We start from the raw sequence: 21,092 nt of genomic DNA, 5'->3' as shown, positions 1-21,092 counted from the left end.
GGGGGAACAATGGTATGGATGTAAACAAAACAAACGCAGATGACTTGAAACAAAAATTATTGAACAAAAGTGCAATACTTGGTGTGGTCGGCTTGGGATATGTCGGGCTGCCACTTGCTGTTGAGAAGGCGAAAGCTGGATATAAAACGATTGGTTTTGATGTGCAGGAAGATAAAGTAAAAATGGTGAACGCCGGTAAAAATTATATTGGCGATGTCGTTAATGAAGATTTAGAGAAAATTGTCCAATCAGGACTTCTATCAGCGACAACCGATTTTGCCCAGGTTGCGAAGGCGGACTGTGTGTGTGTTTGTGTACCTACACCCCTTGATGTACATCAGCAGCCGGATATTAGTTATGTGGAAGCCTCCGCAAAAGCAATCGTTCCCTATATGCATAAAGAGATGCTGATTGTTTTAGAATCAACCACCTATCCTGGAACGACGGAGGACCTGCTTAAACCCATTCTTGAATCATCTGGACTTACCTGTGGCAGGGACTTCTATCTTGCCTTTTCTCCAGAGCGTGTCGATCCGGGTAATCTGATTTATAAGACGAAAAACACCCCAAAAGTCGTTGGAGGGATGACGCCAAATTGTACGGATGTAGCCGCTACTTTATACGAAAGCATACTAGAAGCACCCATTCACCGCGTTTCATCTCCAGCCATTGCTGAAATGGAAAAAATATTAGAAAACACCTATCGAAATGTCAATATTGGGCTTGTGAATGAGCTAGCCATTTTATGTAACAAGATGAATCTTAGCATCTGGGAAGTCATTGATGCGGCTAAATCGAAGCCATATGGATTTCAAGCTTTTTATCCAGGACCAGGACTAGGAGGGCATTGTATCCCGCTTGATCCCTACTACTTATCTTGGAAGGCGCGTGAATATGGATTTCATACTTCGATGATTGAAGCTTCTATGATGGTGAATGACCGAATGCCTGAATACTGTGTTGAAAGAGCCAGTAAAATCCTCAACCGGCACGAAAAAGCGATAAAGGGATCAAGAGTCCTCGTACTTGGCGTTGCTTATAAACAAGATATTGATGATTACCGGGAAAGTCCTGCTCTTCGGGTCATTAACGAGTTAGAAAAACGAGGAGCAGAGGTCGTTTACTATGATCCGTTCGTTAAGGAGTATCGTGATCAAGGAAAGGTGAAAAAGGGAGAATCTCACTTAACAGCGGAACTGATTGAAAGTGCTGATTTGGTGATGATTACCACGGCCCATACAACAGTCGATTACTCCTTCGTCCACCAAAGAGCAAAGGTGATATTTGATACGAAAAATGCCATGAAGGCCATGCAAAATAGAGAAAATATCGAATTACTATAGAAGGAGGATTATGATGCGTTTACGATATGCCTTAATTGGCTGTGGACGAATATCACCCAATCATATTGCCGCTGCGATCGAAAATAAACTGGAAATCACTGCTTTATGCGACATAGTACCTGAACATATGAAGGATAAAATTCGCACCCACCATCTTCCCCCATCTACTTCTCAATATACGGACTATAAAGAGCTGCTTGAAAAGGAAAAACCGCAGCTTGTAGCGATTTGTACGGAGAGCGGAAAGCACGGTCAAATCGCTTTAGATTGTATCGACGCAGGCTGCCATCTGATTATTGAAAAACCAATCTCTCTTTCACTCCAGGAAACGGATGAAATCATTGCCAGAGCAAAGGAAAAAAAGGTAAAGGTATGTGCCTGTCATCAAAATCGGTTTAATAAATCGATTCAAAAGATAAGAGAAGCAGTAGAACAAAATCGATTTGGAAAGATGCTGCATGGAACGGCCCATATTCGCTGGAACAGAGGGGAGGGTTATTATAAGCAAGCTCCTTGGCGCGGAACATGGGAGCAAGACGGAGGCGCCCTGATGAACCAGTGTATTCATAATATTGATCTATTGAGGTGGATGATGGGCGACGAAATTGATGAGGTAATTGGGATCACCGCTAATTTGAAGCATCCCTTTATCGAAGCGGAGGACTTAGGAATGGCGCTAATTAAGTTTGCTAATGGAAGCTATGGAATGATTGAGGGTACAACGAATATTTACCCGACAAACTTGGAAGAAACCTTATATCTATTTGGAGAGAATGGCACGGTTAAAGCTGGTGGAAAGTCGGTTAATAGAATTGAAGAATGGCAGTTTTCTGACAGAAGAGATCATCCAGAAGAGGTGAAACAAACCTTTCAAGAGGACCCTCCCAATGTCTATGGATTTGGCCATATTCCCTTATATGCGGATGTCATTGATAGCATCCAAAAGGACCGAGATCCATATGTGACGGCAGAGGATGGAAGAAGAGCGTTGGAACTGGTTCTTGCCATTTACAAATCATCATTAGACGGGAAAAGTGTGAAGCTGCCAATGGAAAAGGGCAGTACGTTGGATTTCAGGGGGATTGGTAGATGAACTATTTTATTCATGAAAGCAGTTATATAGATGAAGGGGTAACGATCGGGGAAGGCACAAAGGTATGGCATTTTTGCCATATTCAAAAAGGAGCATCTATCGGGAAAAATTGTTCATTAGGTCAAAATGTTAATATCTCCAATCATGTCAAAATCGGTAATGGGGTCAAAATCCAGAACAATGTGTCGGTCTACGAAGGGGTAGAGCTGGAGGATTATGTATTTTGCGGTCCCTCAATGGTTTTTACTAATGATTTAACCCCTAGAAGTAAGTATCCGAAGGGAAGTGCAGGCTATAAAAGGACCCTTGTGAAATACGGAGCGTCTATTGGAGCAAATGCGACCATTGTGTGTGGGGTTACGATTGGCCGGTGGGCCATGATCGCAGCAGGGGCGGTCGTAACAAAGGATGTTCCGGACCATGCATTAATTGTCGGAGTACCTGGGAAACAAATTGGCTGGGTATGCGAATGCGGCAGGGCTCTTACTGATGGATGGAATTGTAAGGTATGTAGGAGAGCGTATTTCCTTATTGAAGGAGGACTAGAAGAAAAAGACGAATGACATGGAGGTGGAAAGGGATACATGATGGAATTCAGAGATCTAAAGACACAGTATCACACCTACAAGCAGGAAATAAATACTGCGATACAGGAAGTTCTGGACAGCGCACATTTTATTGGGGGGAAACAAGTGAGTGAGCTGGAAGAGCAATTAGCTCATTATGTCGGGGTCAAACACTGTATAACTTGTGCCAATGGAACAGAAGCTATGACGTTAGTATTGATGGCATGGGGCATCGGTGAAGGGGATGCCGTATTTGTTCCAGACTTTACCTTCTTTTCCACAGGGGAGGTCGTTTCCTTTAGCGGAGCAACACCTGTTTTTGTCGATGTCGATCGAGATACGTTCAATATCGACCCCGTTCATTTAGAAAAATCTATCATGAAAACAATGGAGGAAGAAAAGTTAACGCCAAAGGCAATTATTCCGGTTGATTTATTTGGTCTTCCTGCAGGCTATGAAAAAATCGAGAAAATCGCAAAAAAATATCAGTTATTTGTATTAGAAGATGGAGCACAGGGTTTTGGAGGAAATATTAAGGGAAAAAGGGCCTGCAGCTTTGGTGATGCTGCCACGACTTCTTTTTTTCCGGCAAAGCCTTTAGGCTGCTATGGTGATGGGGGAGCGATTTTCACGAATGACGACGGATTAGCGGCATTCATTCAGTCCCTGAAGGTTCATGGGAAAGGGATTCATAAATATGACAATGTGAGAATTGGCGTCAATTCTAGACTTGATACCATTCAAGCGGCCGTTTTGAAGGTGAAGTTAAAAGCGTTTATCGATCATGAATTAGATGATATCAATCTGGTATACCGGCTGTATAACGAAAGACTCTCGGGTATCGTAGAAACTCCTGTCATCCCTGAAGGCTATTATTCCAGCTTTGCCCAGTATACGATCAAGCTGAAAAATAAAAGACAGAGAGATTACTTGCAGGCGAAGCTTAAAGAATACGGGATTCCTAGTATGATTTACTACGGTAAACCCATGCACAAACAGGGAGCATTTGAAGACCTAAATTATGATGATAAGGAATTTAATGTAGCCAATGAACTGAGTGAAATTGTGCTGTCATTACCGATTCATCCTTATATGAGCGTAGATGACGTGATCAAGGTCACGAAGGTCATCATGATGGTCTTAGATGGAGACAAATCGGTATGAAAATAATGCATATCAACTCATACTATGGCGGCGGATTGTTTTATAAACATTTATATGATCAGCAGCAAGACCAAGGACTAGAGATCGATGTGTATGTCCCAGCATCAACGGCTGTGAATCTCGCAAACTTAAATCTTGGCGATTACACAACCGTCAGTACCAATCATCATAAATATGATCGATTTTTCTTTCATCTAAAACATCATAAAATTCTTAAAGACATAAAGGAAAAATTCACTATCAAGGACTATGACATGATCCATGCTCATTCCTTATTTTCAAATGGCTATATTTCATACAAGTTAAAGCAAGAGTTTGGAATTCCTTATACGGTAGCCATAAGAAATACGGATGTGAATTATTTTTTTAAATATATGATTCATTTAAGGAAACTGGGAGTTAGGATCTTAAAAGAAGCAGAAAGCATCATTTGTTTGTCGGAACCCTATAAAAATACGGTCATCGAGAGATATGTACCTGAACATCTTACATGTAAAATTGACAGAAAAGTAAGAATCCTACCGAATGGGATTGATGAGTTTTGGTTTAAAAATAGAAATCATGATAAGGAGTCTCCTCGTAAAGACAATTTGAAATTAGTTTATGCAGGGGCTGTCAATAAACGAAAAAATGTATTAACCACTATAAAAGCCGTAGAGCTTTTAAGGAAGAGAGGTTACGGGGTTACATTCACGGTAGTGGGAAGAATGGAGGATACTAAGATACATCAAAAATTAACATCCTTGCCATATGTTCAATATATAGAACCAGTGCCAAAGGAAGAGCTTATCGACATTTATCGTGCAAACGATATTTTTGTTATGCCATCCATCTCAGAAACATTTGGGCTCGTTTATCCGGAGGCAATGAGTCAAGGATTGCCCGTCATTTATAGTAAAGGCCAAGGCTTTGATGGGCAGTTTGACGATGGAGTAGTGGGCTATTCTGTCACCTCTACCTCAGCAGAAGAAATAGCGGATCGGATTGAAGATATCCTAGGTAACTATGAAGTTTTATCCGGTCATTGTGTGAAAAAGGTGAATCAGTTTCATTGGAAAAGAATATCGGAAGAGTATCTCGACCTTTATTCACAGATCATGGGGCATTCTGAATGTATTTCGTTGTAAGTGAGGCTTCCTATGAGAAAAATAGCGAAAACAAACCTTGTAACGAAAAATGATGATAGAAAAATAAGCATGGCTTTAATGGCTTCCTATGTCGTTCTGACGATTCAGTACTTTATTTTAATATCCTTTAACTTATTGGATACGGGCAGTGGTGCGATGGTCCAGCTCCTATCAAAGGGATTTGTAGGTCTGTTTTTCCTGTACGCACTCCCAGTCGTGCTGAAAAGAAGGAAAATCATGTTTTTAGGGAGCTACTTCATAGCCATTTTTGTGTTTCTTCTTCACTTCTTGTTCTTTCCGGAAAATCGAATCTTTATAGGAGAAATAAGCGTATCTTTTTTCTTGATGTGTGTTCCAGCGTTTTTGTATAGTCTGTGCCTCAATGACTGGAATGTTCTAAAAGAAATGATGAAAAAAACAAGCTGGATTGTGTTTGTATTTGGAGTGATTGCTGGAATACAAATCGTCTTAGGGGGAGCGGCAGCAGGTACCTACAGTATGTCACTGTCCTATTATATTCTCCTTCCGGCCATCCTTTTTACCGATAAATTTTTTGATAAGTTTTCACTAAAAGCTCTATTATGTGCGTTCCTTTCTGTGATGGTCATACTGGCATTAGGATCGCGAGGGGCCATCCTGTGTATCGCTGTATTTATGGTGTTTAATTTGATAAAAACTCATGCGAACTTTCATTATAAAAGGATCCTTCTGTACTTGGCTATTTTGGTGAGTATCATTTTGGTGTTGGTCAATCTTGAACGCATTCTGCTGTCTCTTAACGACTTCTTATTAAAATTTGGAATTAATAGCAGGAGCTTACGGCTTTTTATAAATGAAGAAGTCCATTTAAGCGGCAGGGAAAAGATTTATCAAGATGTGATGGGGAAAATCTCGGAGCATCCCCTAATAGGAATAGGTCTTGGCGGCGATCGAGCAGGGGGATTGGGCTATAGTCATAACTTATTTTTAGAAATAGGGGCTAACTTTGGCGTAATTATTGGCGGAATGATTTCGATGGTACTGATTTTCTTTATTTTTCGTACTATCTTTCTAAAAAATAAAGAAAAAAGCCATATGGTGATCATCTGGCTGTGCCTTGGTTTTGTCCATTTAATGGTGAGCGGTTCGTACCTAATAGAAATGAAATTTTGGATCTTGCTTGGTCTGTTAATGAACGTTCATTTTTTAGTTCCATCAAAGGGAGAGAGCCTGCATGCTCAAAAGGAAAATCATCAACGATACAATCTTAAATATCATCGCTACGGCTCTGCCCATTATGATTCTTCAACTGGTGATCTTACCCGTCATCGGTACAAGAGTAGGTGATGTCGAATACGGCTTAATTATTACATTAGTCAGTCTTTCTACTTTGCTAAGCCAGCCTTTTGGAAATGTGCTTAATAATATTAGGCTGTTAACCCATAAAGAGTATGAAGATCATGGGGTGTCAGGTGATTTTAATATTCTGCTTGCAGGAGCGATTCTGATCAATGCATGTATGATGGTCATCGGTACCATTTATTATGCAGGATCTGATTCCTTCTTGAATGTAGGAATGATGATCATACTCTCCTGTTTAACTTTAACAAGAGAGTATGTCATCGTAACTTTTAGAATCACGTTAAATTATAAAGCCATTCTTATGAATAACATCATTTTAGGAATAGGCTATTTAGCAGGAATGCTGGTCTTTTGGTTAACGGGATACTGGCAATCGATTTATATCATAGGATCTGCCTTAAGTCTCATCTATGTGATGAGACATAGCAGCCTTTTAAAAGAAAAACTAACACGAACCCCATTTTTTAAGCAAACAACTTATAAGAGTATCATTTTATTTATTTCCGTCTTTATGAAAACCATTTTAAATTATGGGGATAAACTCTTGCTCTTTCCTCTGCTTGGACCAGCGACAGTGTCCGTTTACTATAGTGCAACTGTATTGGGGAAAATCATATCCATGGCGATAACACCGGTCAGTAGTGTCATGCTGAGCTATTTAGCAAAGATGGAAAAAATGAAAATGAAGCAATTTTTATCTGTCTTATCCATTACGTTTGTTGTCGGTGTGATTGGATATTTTGTCACATTTTGGATTAGTGGTCCTGTACTACAATGGCTCTATCCTAAATGGGCTGAGGAATCCTTGAGGTTAATACCAATTACGACCGCAACAGCCATTATGGAAGTGATGTGTGGTGTTATTCATCCCATTGTACTCCGGTTTAATCATATGAACTGGCAGATCGTTATAAGTGGAACGAATGTAATCATCTATCTGACAGGGGTATTGATACTTTATCATTTTTACGGTTTGGTTGGATTTTCGATCGGAATCTTAGCGGCGGGCCTATTTAAACTCTTGCTCATGATTTCAATCTTTGTATCGAATGATCTCAAGAAAGAGCAGAGTAAGAGGTCTGCTGATGCATAAAAGTTCAGGTCCTAGGGGCTTAAATCCCATGCGCATCTGATCCCGAAAGGAGAGATTGGAATGATCACATTATCGAATATCCATAAGTCCTATAAATCAGCGGCTGGTAAGGAATTAGTTTTAAAGGATTTGAGCTTCTCGATAGACAAAGGTGAATATGTTGCGATTATGGGTTCTTCAGGAGCAGGAAAAAGTACGTTAATGAATATTTTAGGAACACTTGAACGGGCGGATGCTGGTGAATATGTGTATGGAGACAAGAAGATTGAACGAATGAGAAAGGGTCAGTTAACGCTTTTACGGAATGAACAGATAGGCTTTGTTTTTCAAAATTTCCAACTGATCCCTAATCTATCGATCTCGCAAAATGTATTGCTTCCGCTTATTTATAGCCGAAAATGGTTGACGCGTAAAAATGATCGCGTACTAAAGGCCTTAGATCTAGTGGGGTTAGAGGCCAAAACGAGGCAGAAACCCCATCAGTTATCAGGCGGTCAAAAGCAGCGTGCGGCCATTGCAAGGGCGATTGTGAATGACCCGTCGCTTCTGTTGGCGGATGAGCCGACTGGGAGCTTAGATGAAGAAAATACAGAATTCATCTTGAATATATTCGATGATTTAAATCAAAAGGGTGTGACTATTATTTTAATCACACATGATCTAGAGGTTGCCAAAAGGGCCCAACGAACCATGATTCTAAAGGGTGGAGTATTAAAGGAGTTTTCAATATGAGACTTGTCACTTCATTTAAATTGGCTCTTCTTGGACTTTGGGCCAATAAATTTCGTGTGTTATTATCCATGCTTGGCATTGTGATCGGAGTATTTGCCGTCATCGTGTTGTCTGCGATTGCCCTTGGTGTGAAGGATACCGTCATGAAGCAATTAGGCGGACTGGGTGCAGAACAGATGATGATCATGCCCGGACGGGTGTTAGGGGATGATACGGGAAACTTGAACCTTTTGAGCGGTGTGTCTGGTGCTCCTAGTACTTTGACATACAATGATGTAGTGGAGATTGAAAAGGTGGAGTCAGTGGAATCTGTTACCCCTATTCTTGAAACGGTTGGGAGAATCGACTATAAGAACAGTAAGCAAGAGGAAGCATCAGCGGTTGAAGGGATGCTCATCGGTACGAGTGCGACCTATCCGGAGTTGATGCATACGGGCTTAGATGAAGGCCGCTTTTTTTCAATGGAAGAAGCAGAAGGAAAGGAGCGGGTTGTTGTACTTGGCAGCCATATCCATTCCACACTAATGAAGGAGCGTCTGACAGAGCAGGAAATTCAGAATGAAGATCCGGGAGAGCAGAAACAGAAATGGTGGCAGAGGTTGTTCAATTGGCTCATCGGAACGAGCGTAAATGCGGAAGAGGCCAAACAAACATTAGTTGGAAAGGAAGTTCTGATTCAAGGCGAGCCCTTTCAGGTAGTAGGTGTATTAGAATCACAAGCCACACTCGGGATGACGACGGATAATAGTATCTTGATTCCTGTTCAAACCGCGCTGGAAGTGACGAGTATGCAGAATTTAACCACTATTTATGTTCAACCGAATGGGGTGGACGGGGTGGAACAAGTTGAAAAAGCTGTGTATTCTGCTGTTCGTGTTCATCACCCGGAAAGCGATTTTAGTATTGTCAAACAAACGGAGATGCTGGAAGCCATTGATAAGGTAACGGAAATCTTACAGGTGATGCTGTTGGGCATTACAGCCACAGCCTTACTTATAAGTGGTGTCGGGATCATGAACGTCATGGTCATGTCCGTTAGAGAGCGGACACGTGAAATTGGGATTCGAAAAGCATTAGGTGCAACCACCGTAGAAATATTATACCAATTCTTCTTTGAAACCCTGTTATTGTGTACATTGGGAGGAGCCGTGGGGCTTGCGCTGGGTTATGGTTTTGTGCAGTGGTGGAATGGGTCGATTACGATATTTTCACTTATCATCCCAATATGGGTCGTCAAACTATCCTTGTTCTCATCCATCGGGATCGGGTGCATTTGCGGCATCTATCCAGCGACCAAAGCAGCACGATTGCAGCCTAGTGAGGCGTTGAGGTTTGAGTAAAGGGTCGCGGGGACAGAAGGGACACGGGGACAGGCACCGCGACCTAGGTTGATGAACTAAACAACTAGAAAGTCCCATCAGTTCTTGCTGATGGACTTTCTAGTTGTTTTATGAGGTATTATGGAAGGAATTCCGGCTCCATTCATTGGGGTGAGAATGGGTCGCGGTGCCTGTCCCCCAGACCCACCTAATACCGATTTCTTCTTGAACTTTGTTCGGGCGGGTCTAATAATGCTGGCTTATTTTCATTGGCAAGGTTCTTTTTTGACTTCCTTCTTCTCTTATCCCTTCTTATTAACTTATCAAGTACTTCAACTGCCCTTACAAGCTGTAATTCAGTTAATTCCCCTTTAGCATATAAACTGCATAACATTCCATAGGCAATCGCTTTTGTATTAATATCTATATTTACAACAAGGTCAACATCTGAGTTTCCACTGTGTCCAACCAGTGCATTTAGTTTATTTTCATTTGATTTCTCCAAATCTTTCCCTCCTTTTATAAAAGAGGGATACTAAATCTAGTATCCCTGGAACAAGTATCCCAATGAAGCACTCTTAATAATTTTTCTTTCGCTTTTTCTTTTGCTCTTTTTTCTCTTGCTCCTGTTCCTGTTCCTGTTCTTGTTTCTGCTCCTGCTCCTGCTCTTGCTCCTGCTTGGATTCAGATTTTGCACGTACTTTAGCTGCTGATTCGCTATCAACATTAATTTCTACTTTAATGTTTGAGTTTCCACTTTTGGTTACACTCGAATTAGCAACATTAGTGTTTTTATCTTTTAGATTAACATCTGTTTCATTTTCTGCTTCATTTTCTACTTCATTTTTGATTCTTGATTTAAACTCATTTTCAACATCAAGGTCAATGTCAGCTTCAAAGCTTTCATTATCAAAAATATCTGGGTTTCTCCATACTTTACTCATTCATGATTTCCCCCCTTTCCATTTAACAATACAATTTATTCTCTTTTTGAATTTTTGTGAGGACAAGTGCACCTTTTATGTATGAAAAAATTCGGTTTTCCAAATAGGGGCGCGGGCCTGTCCCCCGACCCATCTTTTCGTGATTTTAATCAGATGTTAACCATAGATTTACATTCTAGTTTTACAATTTAATAGAGTCTATGTGAATAAAATGGATTGGGAGGAAATCATGTGAAAATGAGAAAAAGTTTATTAACGGGGTGCGCTTCGCTTGCGTTGGCTGCTGCTTTTGTCGGAATTCCCGTTACGGCAGGTGCGGAGGGAAACCTTAAAGAGGGTGAGACGTTTAATCTCACTATTCTCCAAACGAATGACTTTCATGGTCATTTGGATGACATCACCACGCTGAATGATGGAACTGTTCATCACAATTCGATTGCGAAGTATGCCACCATTATTGAAGATGTGCGGAATGAAGAGGAGAACGTGCTTCTCGTCGATGGCGGGGATGTCTTCCTGCGCGGTGAGTTTCAAGCAGGACAAGGAGAGCTCGAGACTTCTCTATTAAAAGCTTTAGATTATGATGCAATGGTTCTTGGAAATAACGACTTCCGTGTTTTCCCTGCCGGAGAGGGCACGCCAGAAAGCCGTTATGAACAGTTAAAGGATTATCATAGAAACGTAAATTTCCCAATCCTTACTGGGAATGTCATTGACAAGGAAACAGGAAAGTATATCCAAAATGTCAAGCCTTGGACAGGCTTTACCTTCAAGGGTGTAAAAGTCGGCATGATCGGCCTAACTTCAATGAAGCCGGAACTTCGCGGTTGGAATGATGTAGCAGACCTCGATTTCATCGAACCGGTTGAAGCATTGAATGCGTTGCTTCCTGAAGTGAGTAAAAAATCGGACATTAACATTGTCCTGTCACATGCTGGAAACCCTGAAGACCACAACTTGGCTAAGGTTCCTGGAGTTTCAGCAGTAATTGGCGCAGATACACATAAGGTTATCAAAACACCTGAATATGAATTTAACGGAGAGTGGAATGTGCCAATTACCCAAGCAGGCGGAGAACAAGAAAACTATTTGGGCCGCTTGGATTTGACTTTTGAAGTTGTTGACGGCAAAATGACATTGGTCGAATCTGATGGATTTCTTTACGACGTAACAAATGTTCCGGAAGATCCGGAGGTACAAGCCATAATTGATGATTATCGTGCAGAGATGAAGGCGGAATAATTTTATCATGCGATGAGATAACGACAAAGCGAGATTCCAGCTTTGTCGTTTTTTTAAAAATTATTTATAGTGTTAAAAAATTGTCATGACAGGATAAAGTTTTCGTAAAAACGGTTATTGGGTCGCGGTGCCTGTCCCCGCGACCCAGTGGTTATTTTAATTCTTTTTCGGCGTTCTTGTATTTTTCATCGTGCATGTGGTCTACGTATTCGTCTGAAAGCTCACCTACATGAATCATATCTTCACCTTGATCGATGACGTCTGCTGTTTCAAAAAACTCAGCAGGTAATGTAAAGTCAATGAGAAGTTCTCCGGCTGTACTAAATACACTTATATATAAATTGTTCGGAGCTTCCTTCATTTTTAATAGCTCTGTTAATGTGATTTCCTTATTGTTCATCGAAAATGTTACTTTTACTTCATAGAGGGCAATGGACTCCTCTAAAATTTGAACTAATTCATTGATTTCCTCTTCTGAGAGCTGAGAGGGGTCTTCAACATCAAAAAACTTTTCAATTCTGGTATCAAGTGTTTCCATTTGGTCGAGATTGTTTTTGTTATTTTCCTCTACTTGAGCTAAATAATTAAAGAATCTTTCCGTTTCCTCTTCTGTGATACCTAAATCCTCCAGCCCATTTTCAACTTCTGCCATATATTCATCATGATTAACATAAAAATCAACAGTCGCATCCAAATCCTCAATAAATTTATAGTCTTTCACAGAGTCACCGAAATGATCCATCAAGGCATTTAGTTCCTGTTCCGTTAGTTGATATCTCGTTAGCAGCTCCTGAAAATTTTCCGAGTTAATCGGAGTTCCCATGATCATTTTTAGATCTTCTATCGTATCAAATTCATCTAATGGGATTTCGTAATAGGCTAAATAATCCTGTAACTCCTGGTTAGTCCATCCAATTTCGGACAAATATTGGTTTAATTCACTTTGAGGCGGGGCAGCATTTGCCGAATGGGTGTGAAACAAAAATGAAACTGAAACCAGACTTACAAGTATGGCTTTAAGATAGACCATAAATAATATCCTCCTGTCATAAAATTGGTGACATTTTAATGTTTGCTTTTTAGAGAATCATTAAGCTGTAAACTTTTTACCATCGAAAGGGCAGCGCTAGGCATAGGAAGGCAGGGACAGGCACCGCGACCCAGTTAGGCAATGTCACTGGGGCAAGGGACCTGTCCCTAAGTTTTATGTAAGTCTTACAAAGGAAGATCATCAGAAAGGGTATGAATCGCCCTTCTAACTTCAGGTTCTGCTTCAGCCTCTTCATTTGTACAAATTCCATCACATTTCGGGCAACTAATAAAGGTATCGTTTAGATGATAGCCTACATATCCGTGGGTACATTCTTGTATTTCCCAAATGACTTCCCAATATAATCACAGTGCTTGCAATATAATTCCACGGAGCCATAATCAACTTTTTCAACCTTTTTCTTGTTCTTCTTTTTCTTTTTCTTTTTCTTTTTCTTTTTCCCCATCGCTGTTACTCCTTATCAATTTATATTTAATATACAATATTGTGTTAATGTCGTGGAACTCTAGAAACATCCAAGAACTTTAAATGGTTTTGCTTCTTTTGGACCGCGGTGCCTGTCCCCCGACCCACATCTTCTTTTTATACTTTTTTCCAACATTATATTAAAATAGGAGTGATTAGGTAAATGGATGGTACGAATACAAATTACCTTCTGTGAAACGATATGGTGAAACAAGATTTTTCGGGGGGGCACTGTGACTGAATACAAACAAGCGCTGATAAAGAGTGTAAGGAAAAAGCTTGATTCCTGGCCGGAGGATCAAGAAGTTGTTCAACATAAGGAATTATACCGATTTCTCCAGTCGATTTCGGAGACAGCTGTAGTCATTGGGTTGGACAGGGCCGGGGACATGGCTCAATTGTTAATCGAGCAGTTACATGAAATAGACGAAAGAGAATGGACAAAGGAAAGCTTGAGGGCCTTTTTAAATCCTTTACTTTCAATTTTTTTTTTTCTCTTGAAGAACATTCAGGTATAGATGAAGTCATGAAACGAAAGGAAGATGAGGGAGAGAGAAAGCTCATTTTATTAATTGACGATGACCCGGAATATATCATGTATCTAAAGGACACGTTAGGAGAAATTGGCTGGGTGGTCATGGCTGCGGCTGATCCTGATAGAGCCCTTAATTCTTATTATGATTTAAGGCCCGATTGTGTCATGATCAATGCCCATATGAAAGCAATTAATGGGCTTGATGTTCTAGTAAAGCTAAAGGAAGGCATGAGGCAGCAGTTTATTCCGACGATTATGATTAGCCGTGATCCATCGAAGGAAACAAGGATCGAAAGCTATCGGCTTGGTGCAGATGATTTTATTCTTATCCCCTTTGACATGGATGAGTTGATTGTAAGAATCAATCGGCAGCTAGAACGAAAACAGGCCATTGATGATGTGATGCTGCTTGATGAATTAACAAGAGTCTATAATCGAAAATATTTGCAGCCCTCGTTTGAAAGGCTAGTGAGCCAATATAAAAGAAGAAACGTGACCTTTAGTATGGCCTTAATCGATCTTGATTGCTTTAAACAAGTGAATGAAGCACATGGTCATGCGGCAGGGGATTATGTATTAGTCTCATTTGCAGAAATGATTAAAAATACGGTAAGACAAAGTGATATTGTCATTCGTTATCGCAGTGATAAATTTCTCCTGCTGCTTCCAGGGGCACGTGCAGAGGATACAAAACAGGTATTGGAACGAATTCGACGCTTATTTTCAAAGCAGAAGTTTACTGATATACAGCATCATCAAGCCTTTCATTGCACCTTTTCTGCCGGTGTTCATGAAATTCAAGAAGATGAGTTAGATCTTCAGCGAAACATTGAAATTGTGAATCAAGCCCTATATGAAGCGAAACAGGAAGGCAGAAACCTTGTAAAAGTAGTTCCGGTAAACAATATCCGCTATCATCAAAAACAGATTCATGTTGGAATTGTTGATGATGATCCGATTATCCGAGCAATTCTGACGGACTTAATTAGTAAAAGTAATTTTACAGAAGTCATCCAATTGGACATTCAAACTTTCAAGGACGGCATGGAATTCATTGAGTCAAACTGGTATTCAGAAAGTACGGAGCCTTATTTGATTATTTTAGATGGAATGATGCCTCGGATGGACGGGATAGAGGTGCTTCAGAAGCTAAGGGGGCTGAGCTTTCAAGATCGATATACCATCATTATGCTGACCTCACGGAAAAGTGAACAGGATATATCGCGTGCGATTCAGCTTGGTGCAGATGATTATATCACAAAACCATTCAAGCCTTTGGAGCTGGAAACCAGGCTGGGGTATTTAATCAAAAGGATGATATAGATGATTGAAATGAGTCTGGTCTTGCTTTTTATCCTATTTCTTGTTCTGCTCTTCCTCTTATTTAGCCTTTTTTTCTATTTGATGGTCAAAAAATATCAAAAAAATCAAACAAGGCAACAAATAAATGCTCTGAAGGAAGATTATCGGTTGGCCGTGTTTCATTATTTGCAAAACGGACAAACCGAATTATGGGGGCAGGATCCTGAGAAAGAAAAGGTAATGGCTCTTATCGAACTTCTTAGTGATTATTCACATGTGTTAACAGGTCGTGAGGTGGAAGAGCGAATCTATCTTTTTGCAAAAGAGCATTTGACCGATTTTATCAAAAAAAAGCTTACCAAAAAACGCTGGAGTCTTCGAATGAATGCTTTATTTGCCATAGAAGATTTCTATATGGAGCATTTAGTTCCCTCTTTACATGATTTATATCAAAAAAGAAGCACAACTACTTCTGAAAAGGCACAAATTTTAAAACTGATCGCTAAATATAATGATCCGAAAATCGTTGAATATATAAAAGGAATCAATCAAAACCAGAACCTATCTGAGTTTTCTCTGATATCGATCCTATCCATCATGGACGATGAAAAGCTTGATGAGTTACTCTCAGATTTTGATGAACTTCCAAATAGAACACAATATATATTGGTTGATATGATTGGAAAAAAACAGCTGACACAGCATCATCCTCTTTTACAAAAGCTGGTGCTGCAGGATGATGCGGAATTAAGGATTCGGGCCTTAAAGGCCTATGCTCAATCAGGAATCCCGATTGATGCCAAAGCGCTAGGCGGTTTTTTTGAAGCGGACAATTGGCAATTGCGGATGATGGCGGCAAGGGTTGCGGGAATGCAGCGATTGGATATGTACAGAGAGAGTCTGCTCAATCTATTATCTGATCGCGAATATATTGTACGTGCGGAAGCGGCTAAAGCGATTCTGAGATATAAAGAAGGCAAAGCTATTTTACAAAGAGTAACAGAAGAGTCAAAGGATCTATTCGCAAAGGATATGGCTGTTGAGTGGCTTGAGAAGGAGGGTGGTGGTTATTCCTATTAATTGGCCGAATCTACTGATCGTAGGAAGTTGGATGATTTTCCTTTATATGATCATGATCATTCTTGTGTATGGCGGAATGCTGATCCTTTCCCTCTTTTCCATAAGAAAAACCTATCAGCTTGATGAATTTGAGCCATACGAGGAACTGCTGCTGTCCGAGTATACAAAGCCGGTGTCGATTCTGGTTCCTGCTTATAATGAATCGGCTGGAATTTATGGGAGTATTCGGTCCTTGTTAAGCATTGAATATCCGGAGTATGAAGTGATCATCATTAACGATGGCTCGACGGATGATACGCTTGAAAAGCTGACGGAGAGATTCCAGTTGGTAAAAATAAACCGTGTGTATCGGAAACTGCTGGAGACAAAGTCGATAAAGGGAATTTATCAATCGAAGCTTTACCCCCATTTAGTTGTATTAGATAAAGAAAATGGAGGCAAAGCTGATGCCTTGAATGCCGGGATTAATTGTTCAAGATATCCTTATTTTTGCTCATTGGATGGGGATTCGATCATTGAGAGGAATGCTTTTTTAAAGGTTCTGAAGCCGATTATTGAATCGGACGATGAGGTGATTGCCTCAGGTGGAAGTGTAAGGATTGCTAATGGTTGTGAGATTCAAAATGGCGAACTGATCAAGGTTGGCTTATCGCGTAAACCGATTGTGTTGATGCAGGTTATTGAGTATTTACGTGCTTTTTTAACAGGAAGGGTTGGCTTAAGCCAGAACAATCTACTCCTTATTGTTTCAGGCGCGTTCGGCGTGTTTTCGAAAAAATGGGTGGTGGAAGCAGGTGGCTATGCCCATACGGTTGGCGAGGACATGGAGTTAGTCGTACGTCTTCATCGGTTTATGAAGGAAAAAAAGGTGAACAAAAAGATTATGTATGTACCGGACCCTGTTTGTTGGACAGAGGCTCCTGATTCGATTATGTTTTTACGGCGGCAGCGCAAGCGTTGGCATCGCGGCTTATTTGATAGTCTGTGGAAGCATAAAAGGTTAATGTTTAATCCGAAGTACGGCTCCATCGGGTTATTTTCTATGCCTTATTTCTTTTTTATTGAATTTTTAGGCCCGTTCGTTGAGTTGCTTGGCTATATTCTATTAATTATTTCTATTTTTACAGGAAGTATTCAGATTGAGTATGGTATTCTATTTTTCCTGCTATCTTTGATTTACGGCTCAATTTACTCGATGGCCGCAGTGCTGTTGGAGGAATGGAGCATGGAGAAATATCCGAAGGTGCGGCACTTTGCGATCCTTTTTTTGATGTCCCTCACGGAGACCCTTTGGTACCGGCCACTCACTGTGCTATGGCGCGTCGAAGGGATGATTGAAGCCATCTTTGGTAAAAAAGGATGGGGAGAAATGGTGCGGAAAGGTGTTTCAAATGATTAGAAAAAATAGAATCATTCTTATTGGGATTTTATTGCTTTTTGTCCTGTTTTCCTCTCCGTTTTGGGTCTGGCAATTGAAGCCCGCAAAAGAGCTGAATGTGTTGATCATGGACAAGACCGTTCCAGATGAGTCGTACCGTGAACACAAAGGGCTGGTTTGGCTGCTAAATCACTTGAAGCTTAAAAAAGGCGGGAATGAAGCGTACGATTCGAAAGAGGATTATGTCGGGTTTGTCCCGACGGATCAGCCTCCAAAGTTCAGTGTCAGGGAGCTGCCTGAGAATTTGTCGCTGTATGACGTCCTGTATGTGGCGGACAGTTATGGTGTATACAAGGATGAATATGTTGGAAAAAATCAAGAGGGAAACCGCTCGGAGCTATTGTATGGCGGATTGACAACTTCAGATGTTACGAGAATAGGCGACTCATTAATGAAACATCATCAAACGCTGATCGCCGAATTTAATACATTTGGTTCGCCAACGGAGCAGCCTGTGAGGGATGGCTTTTACGATTTACTGCATGTCAGGTGGACAGGGTGGATGGGCCGGTATTTTCATGATTTGGGTAATGAAGAGGTGCCGGTCTGGCTGAAGCAAAACTATGAAAAGCAGTATGGCGAGGCTTATACGTTTAAAGGGAATGGTCTTGTGTTTGTCAATGAAGAGGACAAAGTGGTTATTTTAACTGAGAAGGACATTAAGGATGAGCCTGTTTTGTTTACACTCACGAAAAGCGGTGCTAAGCAATATGGGCTGGGGAAGAGCATTCCATATCATTATTGGTTTGATATTATCGAGCCGTATGATGAAAAGGAGGTCCAAGTTCAGGCGAATTTTGAATTGTCATTAGCTAAAAGCGGAGTAGAAAAACTCGCTGGCAGCCTTATTCCGTTAACGTTTCCTGCAGTGGTGCATCATAAGGGTTCTTCCTATGACAGCTATTATTTTGCAGGGGACTTTGCGGATCAGGAACAAGTGCCAAATTTTTATCAGATAAGTGGTATCACTTGGTGGCAGAAGTTGTTTTCCTCTAACGGGCAGGGAAGGACGGATACTTTCTATTGGGATGCTTATGTGCCGATGATGAAGGATATTTTAACAAAGAAAAAAGAAACCGCCCGAAATGAGGTTGAGCCGGAGGTGCATACCGCCGGAGGGATGAAGGTCGTTGGTCATTCTGGTGAGGATTATCTACAGGTGTATAAAAACGGGGCTTGGGAGGATCTTCTCATTAAGGGTGTGAATATGGGGATTGCGAAGCCCGGCGCATTCCCAGGGGAAACAAAAATTAGTAAGTCAGATTATGCCCGCTGGTTCGATCAAATCAGTGAGATGAACGCGAATGCCATTCGGGTGTATACGATTCATCCTCCTGCTTTTTACCAGGCATTGTATGAACATAATCGCGAGCGGAATGATCCGTTATATCTGTTCCAGGGAGTCTGGGTGAATGAAGAGACTTTTACCGAAAAACAGAATGCTTTCGATCAGGCGGTTACCGATGATTTCAAACAGGAAATTCAACGGACGATTGATCTGATTCATGGGAATGCTGAGCTTGAGGAGAGGGCCGGGCATGCTAGTGGAACCTACGCTCATGATTTGTCCCCGTATTTATTAGGCTGGATTCTCGGTGTTGAGTGGGATCCGGAAGCGGTTGTGGGGACGAATGAAAAAAATGCTGATAGAGCAAGCTTTGACGGGAAGTATATCATGACTTCAAATGCCTCGCCATTTGAAGTATGGCTTGCGGAAATGATGGATTTTACTGCAAACTATGAAGCGGAAACCTACGGCTGGCAGCATCCGATGAGCTTTACTAATTGGGTTACAACTGATTTGCTGGAGCATCCTGCTGAACCTAATCTGGAGGAGGATCTTGTTTCGGTCAATCCGAATGTGATCCTTGCGAAGGAGTCATTTTATCCCGGGCTTTTTGCCTCGTATCATATTTACCCTTATTATCCGGACTTCCTGAATTATGAGGAGGAATATGTCGAGTATGTGGACCATCGAGGGAAGAAAAACAATTATGCCGGTTATCTGCATGATATGAAGGAGCATCATGACATGCCGCTCTTGGTAGCGGAGTTTGGCATCCCGGCATCGAGGGGCATGGCCCATGAAAATGTGTACGGGTTTGATCAGGGGAATCACTCAGAGCAGAAGCAGGGCGAGCTTTTGAAGAGCTTATATGAAGACATTGCTGCAGAAAAAATGGCAGGAGGGCTTGTCTTCTCGTGGCAGGATGAGTGGTTTAAGCGAACTTGGAATACGATGGATTTTGATAATCCAGAGCGCAGGCCTTACTGGGATAATGTTCAAACAAATGAGCAGCATTTTGGATTGCTGAGTTTTGAGCCGGATAAGGAGGACACCCAATTACAGGTTGATGGGGATCCTTCTGATTGGAAGGGAAGAGGTTTGGAGCCGATCAGTTTTGGGGCTAATGAAAACGGTCCGATTAAAAATGTCTATATGGCAAGTGATGCGAGAGGCCTATTTTTACGGATTGATTATGATAAGAAGCAGTGGAAGGAAGATGAGTTTAACGCTTCTATTTTACTAAATACGATTCAAAATCAGGGGCAATCAACTGTTCCAGGGGTACCTGCAGCAAAGGAAGAGGGGATTGATTTCCTTGTTGAGTTGAATGGAAAGGATCATTCGAGGGTGTTGGTTGATAGTTATTACGATCCATTCTATTACCTCTATGGGGAGAAGCTGCAGATGATAGAAATGGAGCCGAATGCAGGAACGGTGAATAATGGAGTGTACCATCCGATTCGGTTGATTTTGAATAAGAGATTAACGATTCCTAAGCAGGATGGTTCACAGGTTCAGCTGCCGCTCACAGCATATGAAACAGGGAAGCTGACCTACGGCAATGGAAATCCTGATGCCAAAGACTTCAATTCCCTTGCGGATTTCTATATGAAGGACGGAATTTTGGAGATCAGGCTGCCGTGGCTCATGTTAAACATGAAGGACCCAAGTCAAAAAGAGATTATGGGCGATCTGTGGTCTGGTGATGGACTGGAGAGCACTGAGAATATTGACTCCATTTCTGCTGCTGTCCTTGTAACAGATCGGGAGAAAGAAATTGTACAGCAGGTGCCTTGGATGCAGTTTACATGGGACAACTGGCAAGAGCCAATCTATCACGAGCGGTTGAAGAAATCGTATGATGTCATGAAGGAAGTTTTTGGGGTCGCAGGGGTCGGAGGGACAGGCACCGCGACCCAGTAGACAAGAAATGCCAGGATAGTTCTAACGTTTCAATCATTCAATTATG

General features: G+C 41.2%; 19 protein-coding genes. 15 read left to right on the top strand and 4 right to left on the bottom strand.

The window, feature by feature from the left end:
• Positions 1 to 14: 14 nt before the first annotated feature.
• From R4Z09_RS28200 to R4Z09_RS28160, 9 genes are read left to right on the top strand one after another with little or no spacing between them, the layout of a single operon-like run.
• Complete coding sequence (locus tag R4Z09_RS28200; RefSeq protein WP_338449980.1) at positions 15 to 1,343, top strand: nucleotide sugar dehydrogenase; 1,329 nt, start codon at positions 15 to 17, stop codon at positions 1,341 to 1,343.
• 13 nt (positions 1,344 to 1,356) lie between these two features.
• The gene (locus R4Z09_RS28195; protein WP_338449979.1) at positions 1,357 to 2,436 is read left to right on the top strand and encodes a Gfo/Idh/MocA family oxidoreductase; all 1,080 of its coding nucleotides are present in this window, start codon (positions 1,357 to 1,359) and stop codon (positions 2,434 to 2,436) included.
• Complete coding sequence (locus R4Z09_RS28190; RefSeq protein ID WP_338449978.1) at positions 2,433 to 2,999, top strand: N-acetyltransferase; 567 nt, start codon at positions 2,433 to 2,435, stop codon at positions 2,997 to 2,999. The genes R4Z09_RS28195 and R4Z09_RS28190 overlap by 4 nt, the downstream gene beginning before the upstream one ends.
• Before the next feature lie 24 nt (positions 3,000 to 3,023).
• Complete coding sequence (locus tag R4Z09_RS28185) at positions 3,024 to 4,166, top strand: DegT/DnrJ/EryC1/StrS family aminotransferase (protein ID WP_422392322.1); 1,143 nt, start codon at positions 3,024 to 3,026, stop codon at positions 4,164 to 4,166.
• A complete protein-coding gene (locus R4Z09_RS28180) occupies positions 4,163 to 5,293 on the top strand; it encodes a glycosyltransferase family 4 protein (protein ID WP_338449976.1) in 1,131 nt (376 codons plus the stop codon). The genes R4Z09_RS28185 and R4Z09_RS28180 overlap by 4 nt, the downstream gene beginning before the upstream one ends.
• A 12-nt stretch (positions 5,294 to 5,305) precedes the next feature.
• Positions 5,306 to 6,619 (top strand): O-antigen ligase family protein, encoded by a 1,314-nt coding sequence (locus R4Z09_RS28175; protein ID WP_338449975.1) that lies wholly within the window; start codon positions 5,306 to 5,308, stop codon positions 6,617 to 6,619.
• A complete protein-coding gene (locus R4Z09_RS28170; RefSeq protein WP_338449974.1) occupies positions 6,507 to 7,727 on the top strand; it encodes a hypothetical protein in 1,221 nt (406 codons plus the stop codon). The genes R4Z09_RS28175 and R4Z09_RS28170 overlap by 113 nt, the downstream gene beginning before the upstream one ends.
• Before the next feature lie 60 nt (positions 7,728 to 7,787).
• Positions 7,788 to 8,459: an ABC transporter ATP-binding protein gene (locus R4Z09_RS28165; protein ID WP_338449973.1), complete on the top strand. Its 672-nt coding sequence runs from the start codon at positions 7,788 to 7,790 to the stop codon at positions 8,457 to 8,459.
• Positions 8,456 to 9,799: an ABC transporter permease gene (locus R4Z09_RS28160; protein ID WP_338449972.1), complete on the top strand. Its 1,344-nt coding sequence runs from the start codon at positions 8,456 to 8,458 to the stop codon at positions 9,797 to 9,799. Before R4Z09_RS28165 ends, R4Z09_RS28160 begins: the two co-directional genes overlap by 4 nt.
• A 187-nt stretch (positions 9,800 to 9,986) precedes the next feature.
• Here the strand turns inward: R4Z09_RS28160 and R4Z09_RS28155 are convergent, their stop codons facing one another.
• Together R4Z09_RS28155 and R4Z09_RS28150 are read right to left on the bottom strand one after the other, a co-directional pair.
• Entirely contained in the window at positions 9,987 to 10,283 is a 297-nt protein-coding gene (locus R4Z09_RS28155) for a hypothetical protein (protein WP_338449971.1), read from the bottom strand.
• 73 nt (positions 10,284 to 10,356) lie between these two features.
• Positions 10,357 to 10,722, bottom strand: a complete 366-nt coding sequence (locus R4Z09_RS28150; protein WP_338449970.1) for a hypothetical protein — start codon at positions 10,720 to 10,722, stop codon at positions 10,357 to 10,359.
• A gap of 237 nt (positions 10,723 to 10,959) precedes the next feature.
• Here R4Z09_RS28150 and R4Z09_RS28145 point away from each other — a divergent pair, with 237 nt between their 5' ends.
• Positions 10,960 to 11,964 carry a bifunctional metallophosphatase/5'-nucleotidase gene (locus R4Z09_RS28145; RefSeq protein WP_338453376.1) on the top strand — a complete coding sequence of 335 codons (1,005 nt, stop codon included), beginning with the start codon at positions 10,960 to 10,962 and terminating at the stop codon, positions 11,962 to 11,964.
• A 151-nt stretch (positions 11,965 to 12,115) separates the two neighbouring features.
• Here the strand turns inward: R4Z09_RS28145 and R4Z09_RS28140 are convergent, their stop codons facing one another.
• Complete coding sequence (locus R4Z09_RS28140) at positions 12,116 to 12,994, bottom strand: processed acidic surface protein (protein WP_338449969.1); 879 nt, start codon at positions 12,992 to 12,994, stop codon at positions 12,116 to 12,118.
• 313 nt (positions 12,995 to 13,307) lie between these two features.
• The gene (locus R4Z09_RS28135) at positions 13,308 to 13,460 is read right to left on the bottom strand and encodes a hypothetical protein (protein ID WP_338449968.1); all 153 of its coding nucleotides are present in this window, start codon (positions 13,458 to 13,460) and stop codon (positions 13,308 to 13,310) included.
• A gap of 253 nt (positions 13,461 to 13,713) precedes the next feature.
• On the opposite strand from R4Z09_RS28135, the gene R4Z09_RS28130 reads away from it, so the two are divergent.
• From R4Z09_RS28130 to R4Z09_RS28110, 5 genes are read left to right on the top strand one after another with little or no spacing between them, the layout of a single operon-like run.
• A complete protein-coding gene (locus R4Z09_RS28130; RefSeq protein WP_338449967.1) occupies positions 13,714 to 13,998 on the top strand; it encodes a hypothetical protein in 285 nt (94 codons plus the stop codon).
• Positions 13,999 to 14,006: 8 nt separating this feature from the next.
• Positions 14,007 to 15,338: a GGDEF domain-containing response regulator gene (locus R4Z09_RS28125; protein ID WP_338449966.1), complete on the top strand. Its 1,332-nt coding sequence runs from the start codon at positions 14,007 to 14,009 to the stop codon at positions 15,336 to 15,338.
• The gene (locus R4Z09_RS28120; RefSeq protein WP_338449965.1) at positions 15,339 to 16,397 is read left to right on the top strand and encodes a hypothetical protein; all 1,059 of its coding nucleotides are present in this window, start codon (positions 15,339 to 15,341) and stop codon (positions 16,395 to 16,397) included. It begins immediately after the preceding gene.
• A 31-nt stretch (positions 16,398 to 16,428) separates the two neighbouring features.
• Positions 16,429 to 17,796, top strand: a complete 1,368-nt coding sequence (locus tag R4Z09_RS28115; RefSeq protein WP_338453375.1) for a glycosyltransferase family 2 protein — start codon at positions 16,429 to 16,431, stop codon at positions 17,794 to 17,796.
• The gene (locus R4Z09_RS28110) at positions 17,789 to 21,046 is read left to right on the top strand and encodes a hypothetical protein (RefSeq protein WP_338449964.1); all 3,258 of its coding nucleotides are present in this window, start codon (positions 17,789 to 17,791) and stop codon (positions 21,044 to 21,046) included. The genes R4Z09_RS28115 and R4Z09_RS28110 overlap by 8 nt, the downstream gene beginning before the upstream one ends.
• The last annotated feature ends 46 nt before the right edge of the window (positions 21,047 to 21,092 follow it).

The sequence above is a fragment of the Niallia oryzisoli genome (assembly GCF_036670025.1).
GTDB classification, from domain to species: domain Bacteria; phylum Bacillota; class Bacilli; order Bacillales; family Cytobacillaceae; genus Bacillus_BD; species Bacillus_BD oryzisoli.
The sequence above is the reverse complement of the archived record's forward strand: the minus strand, read 5'-3'. Positions and strand labels throughout refer to the sequence as shown.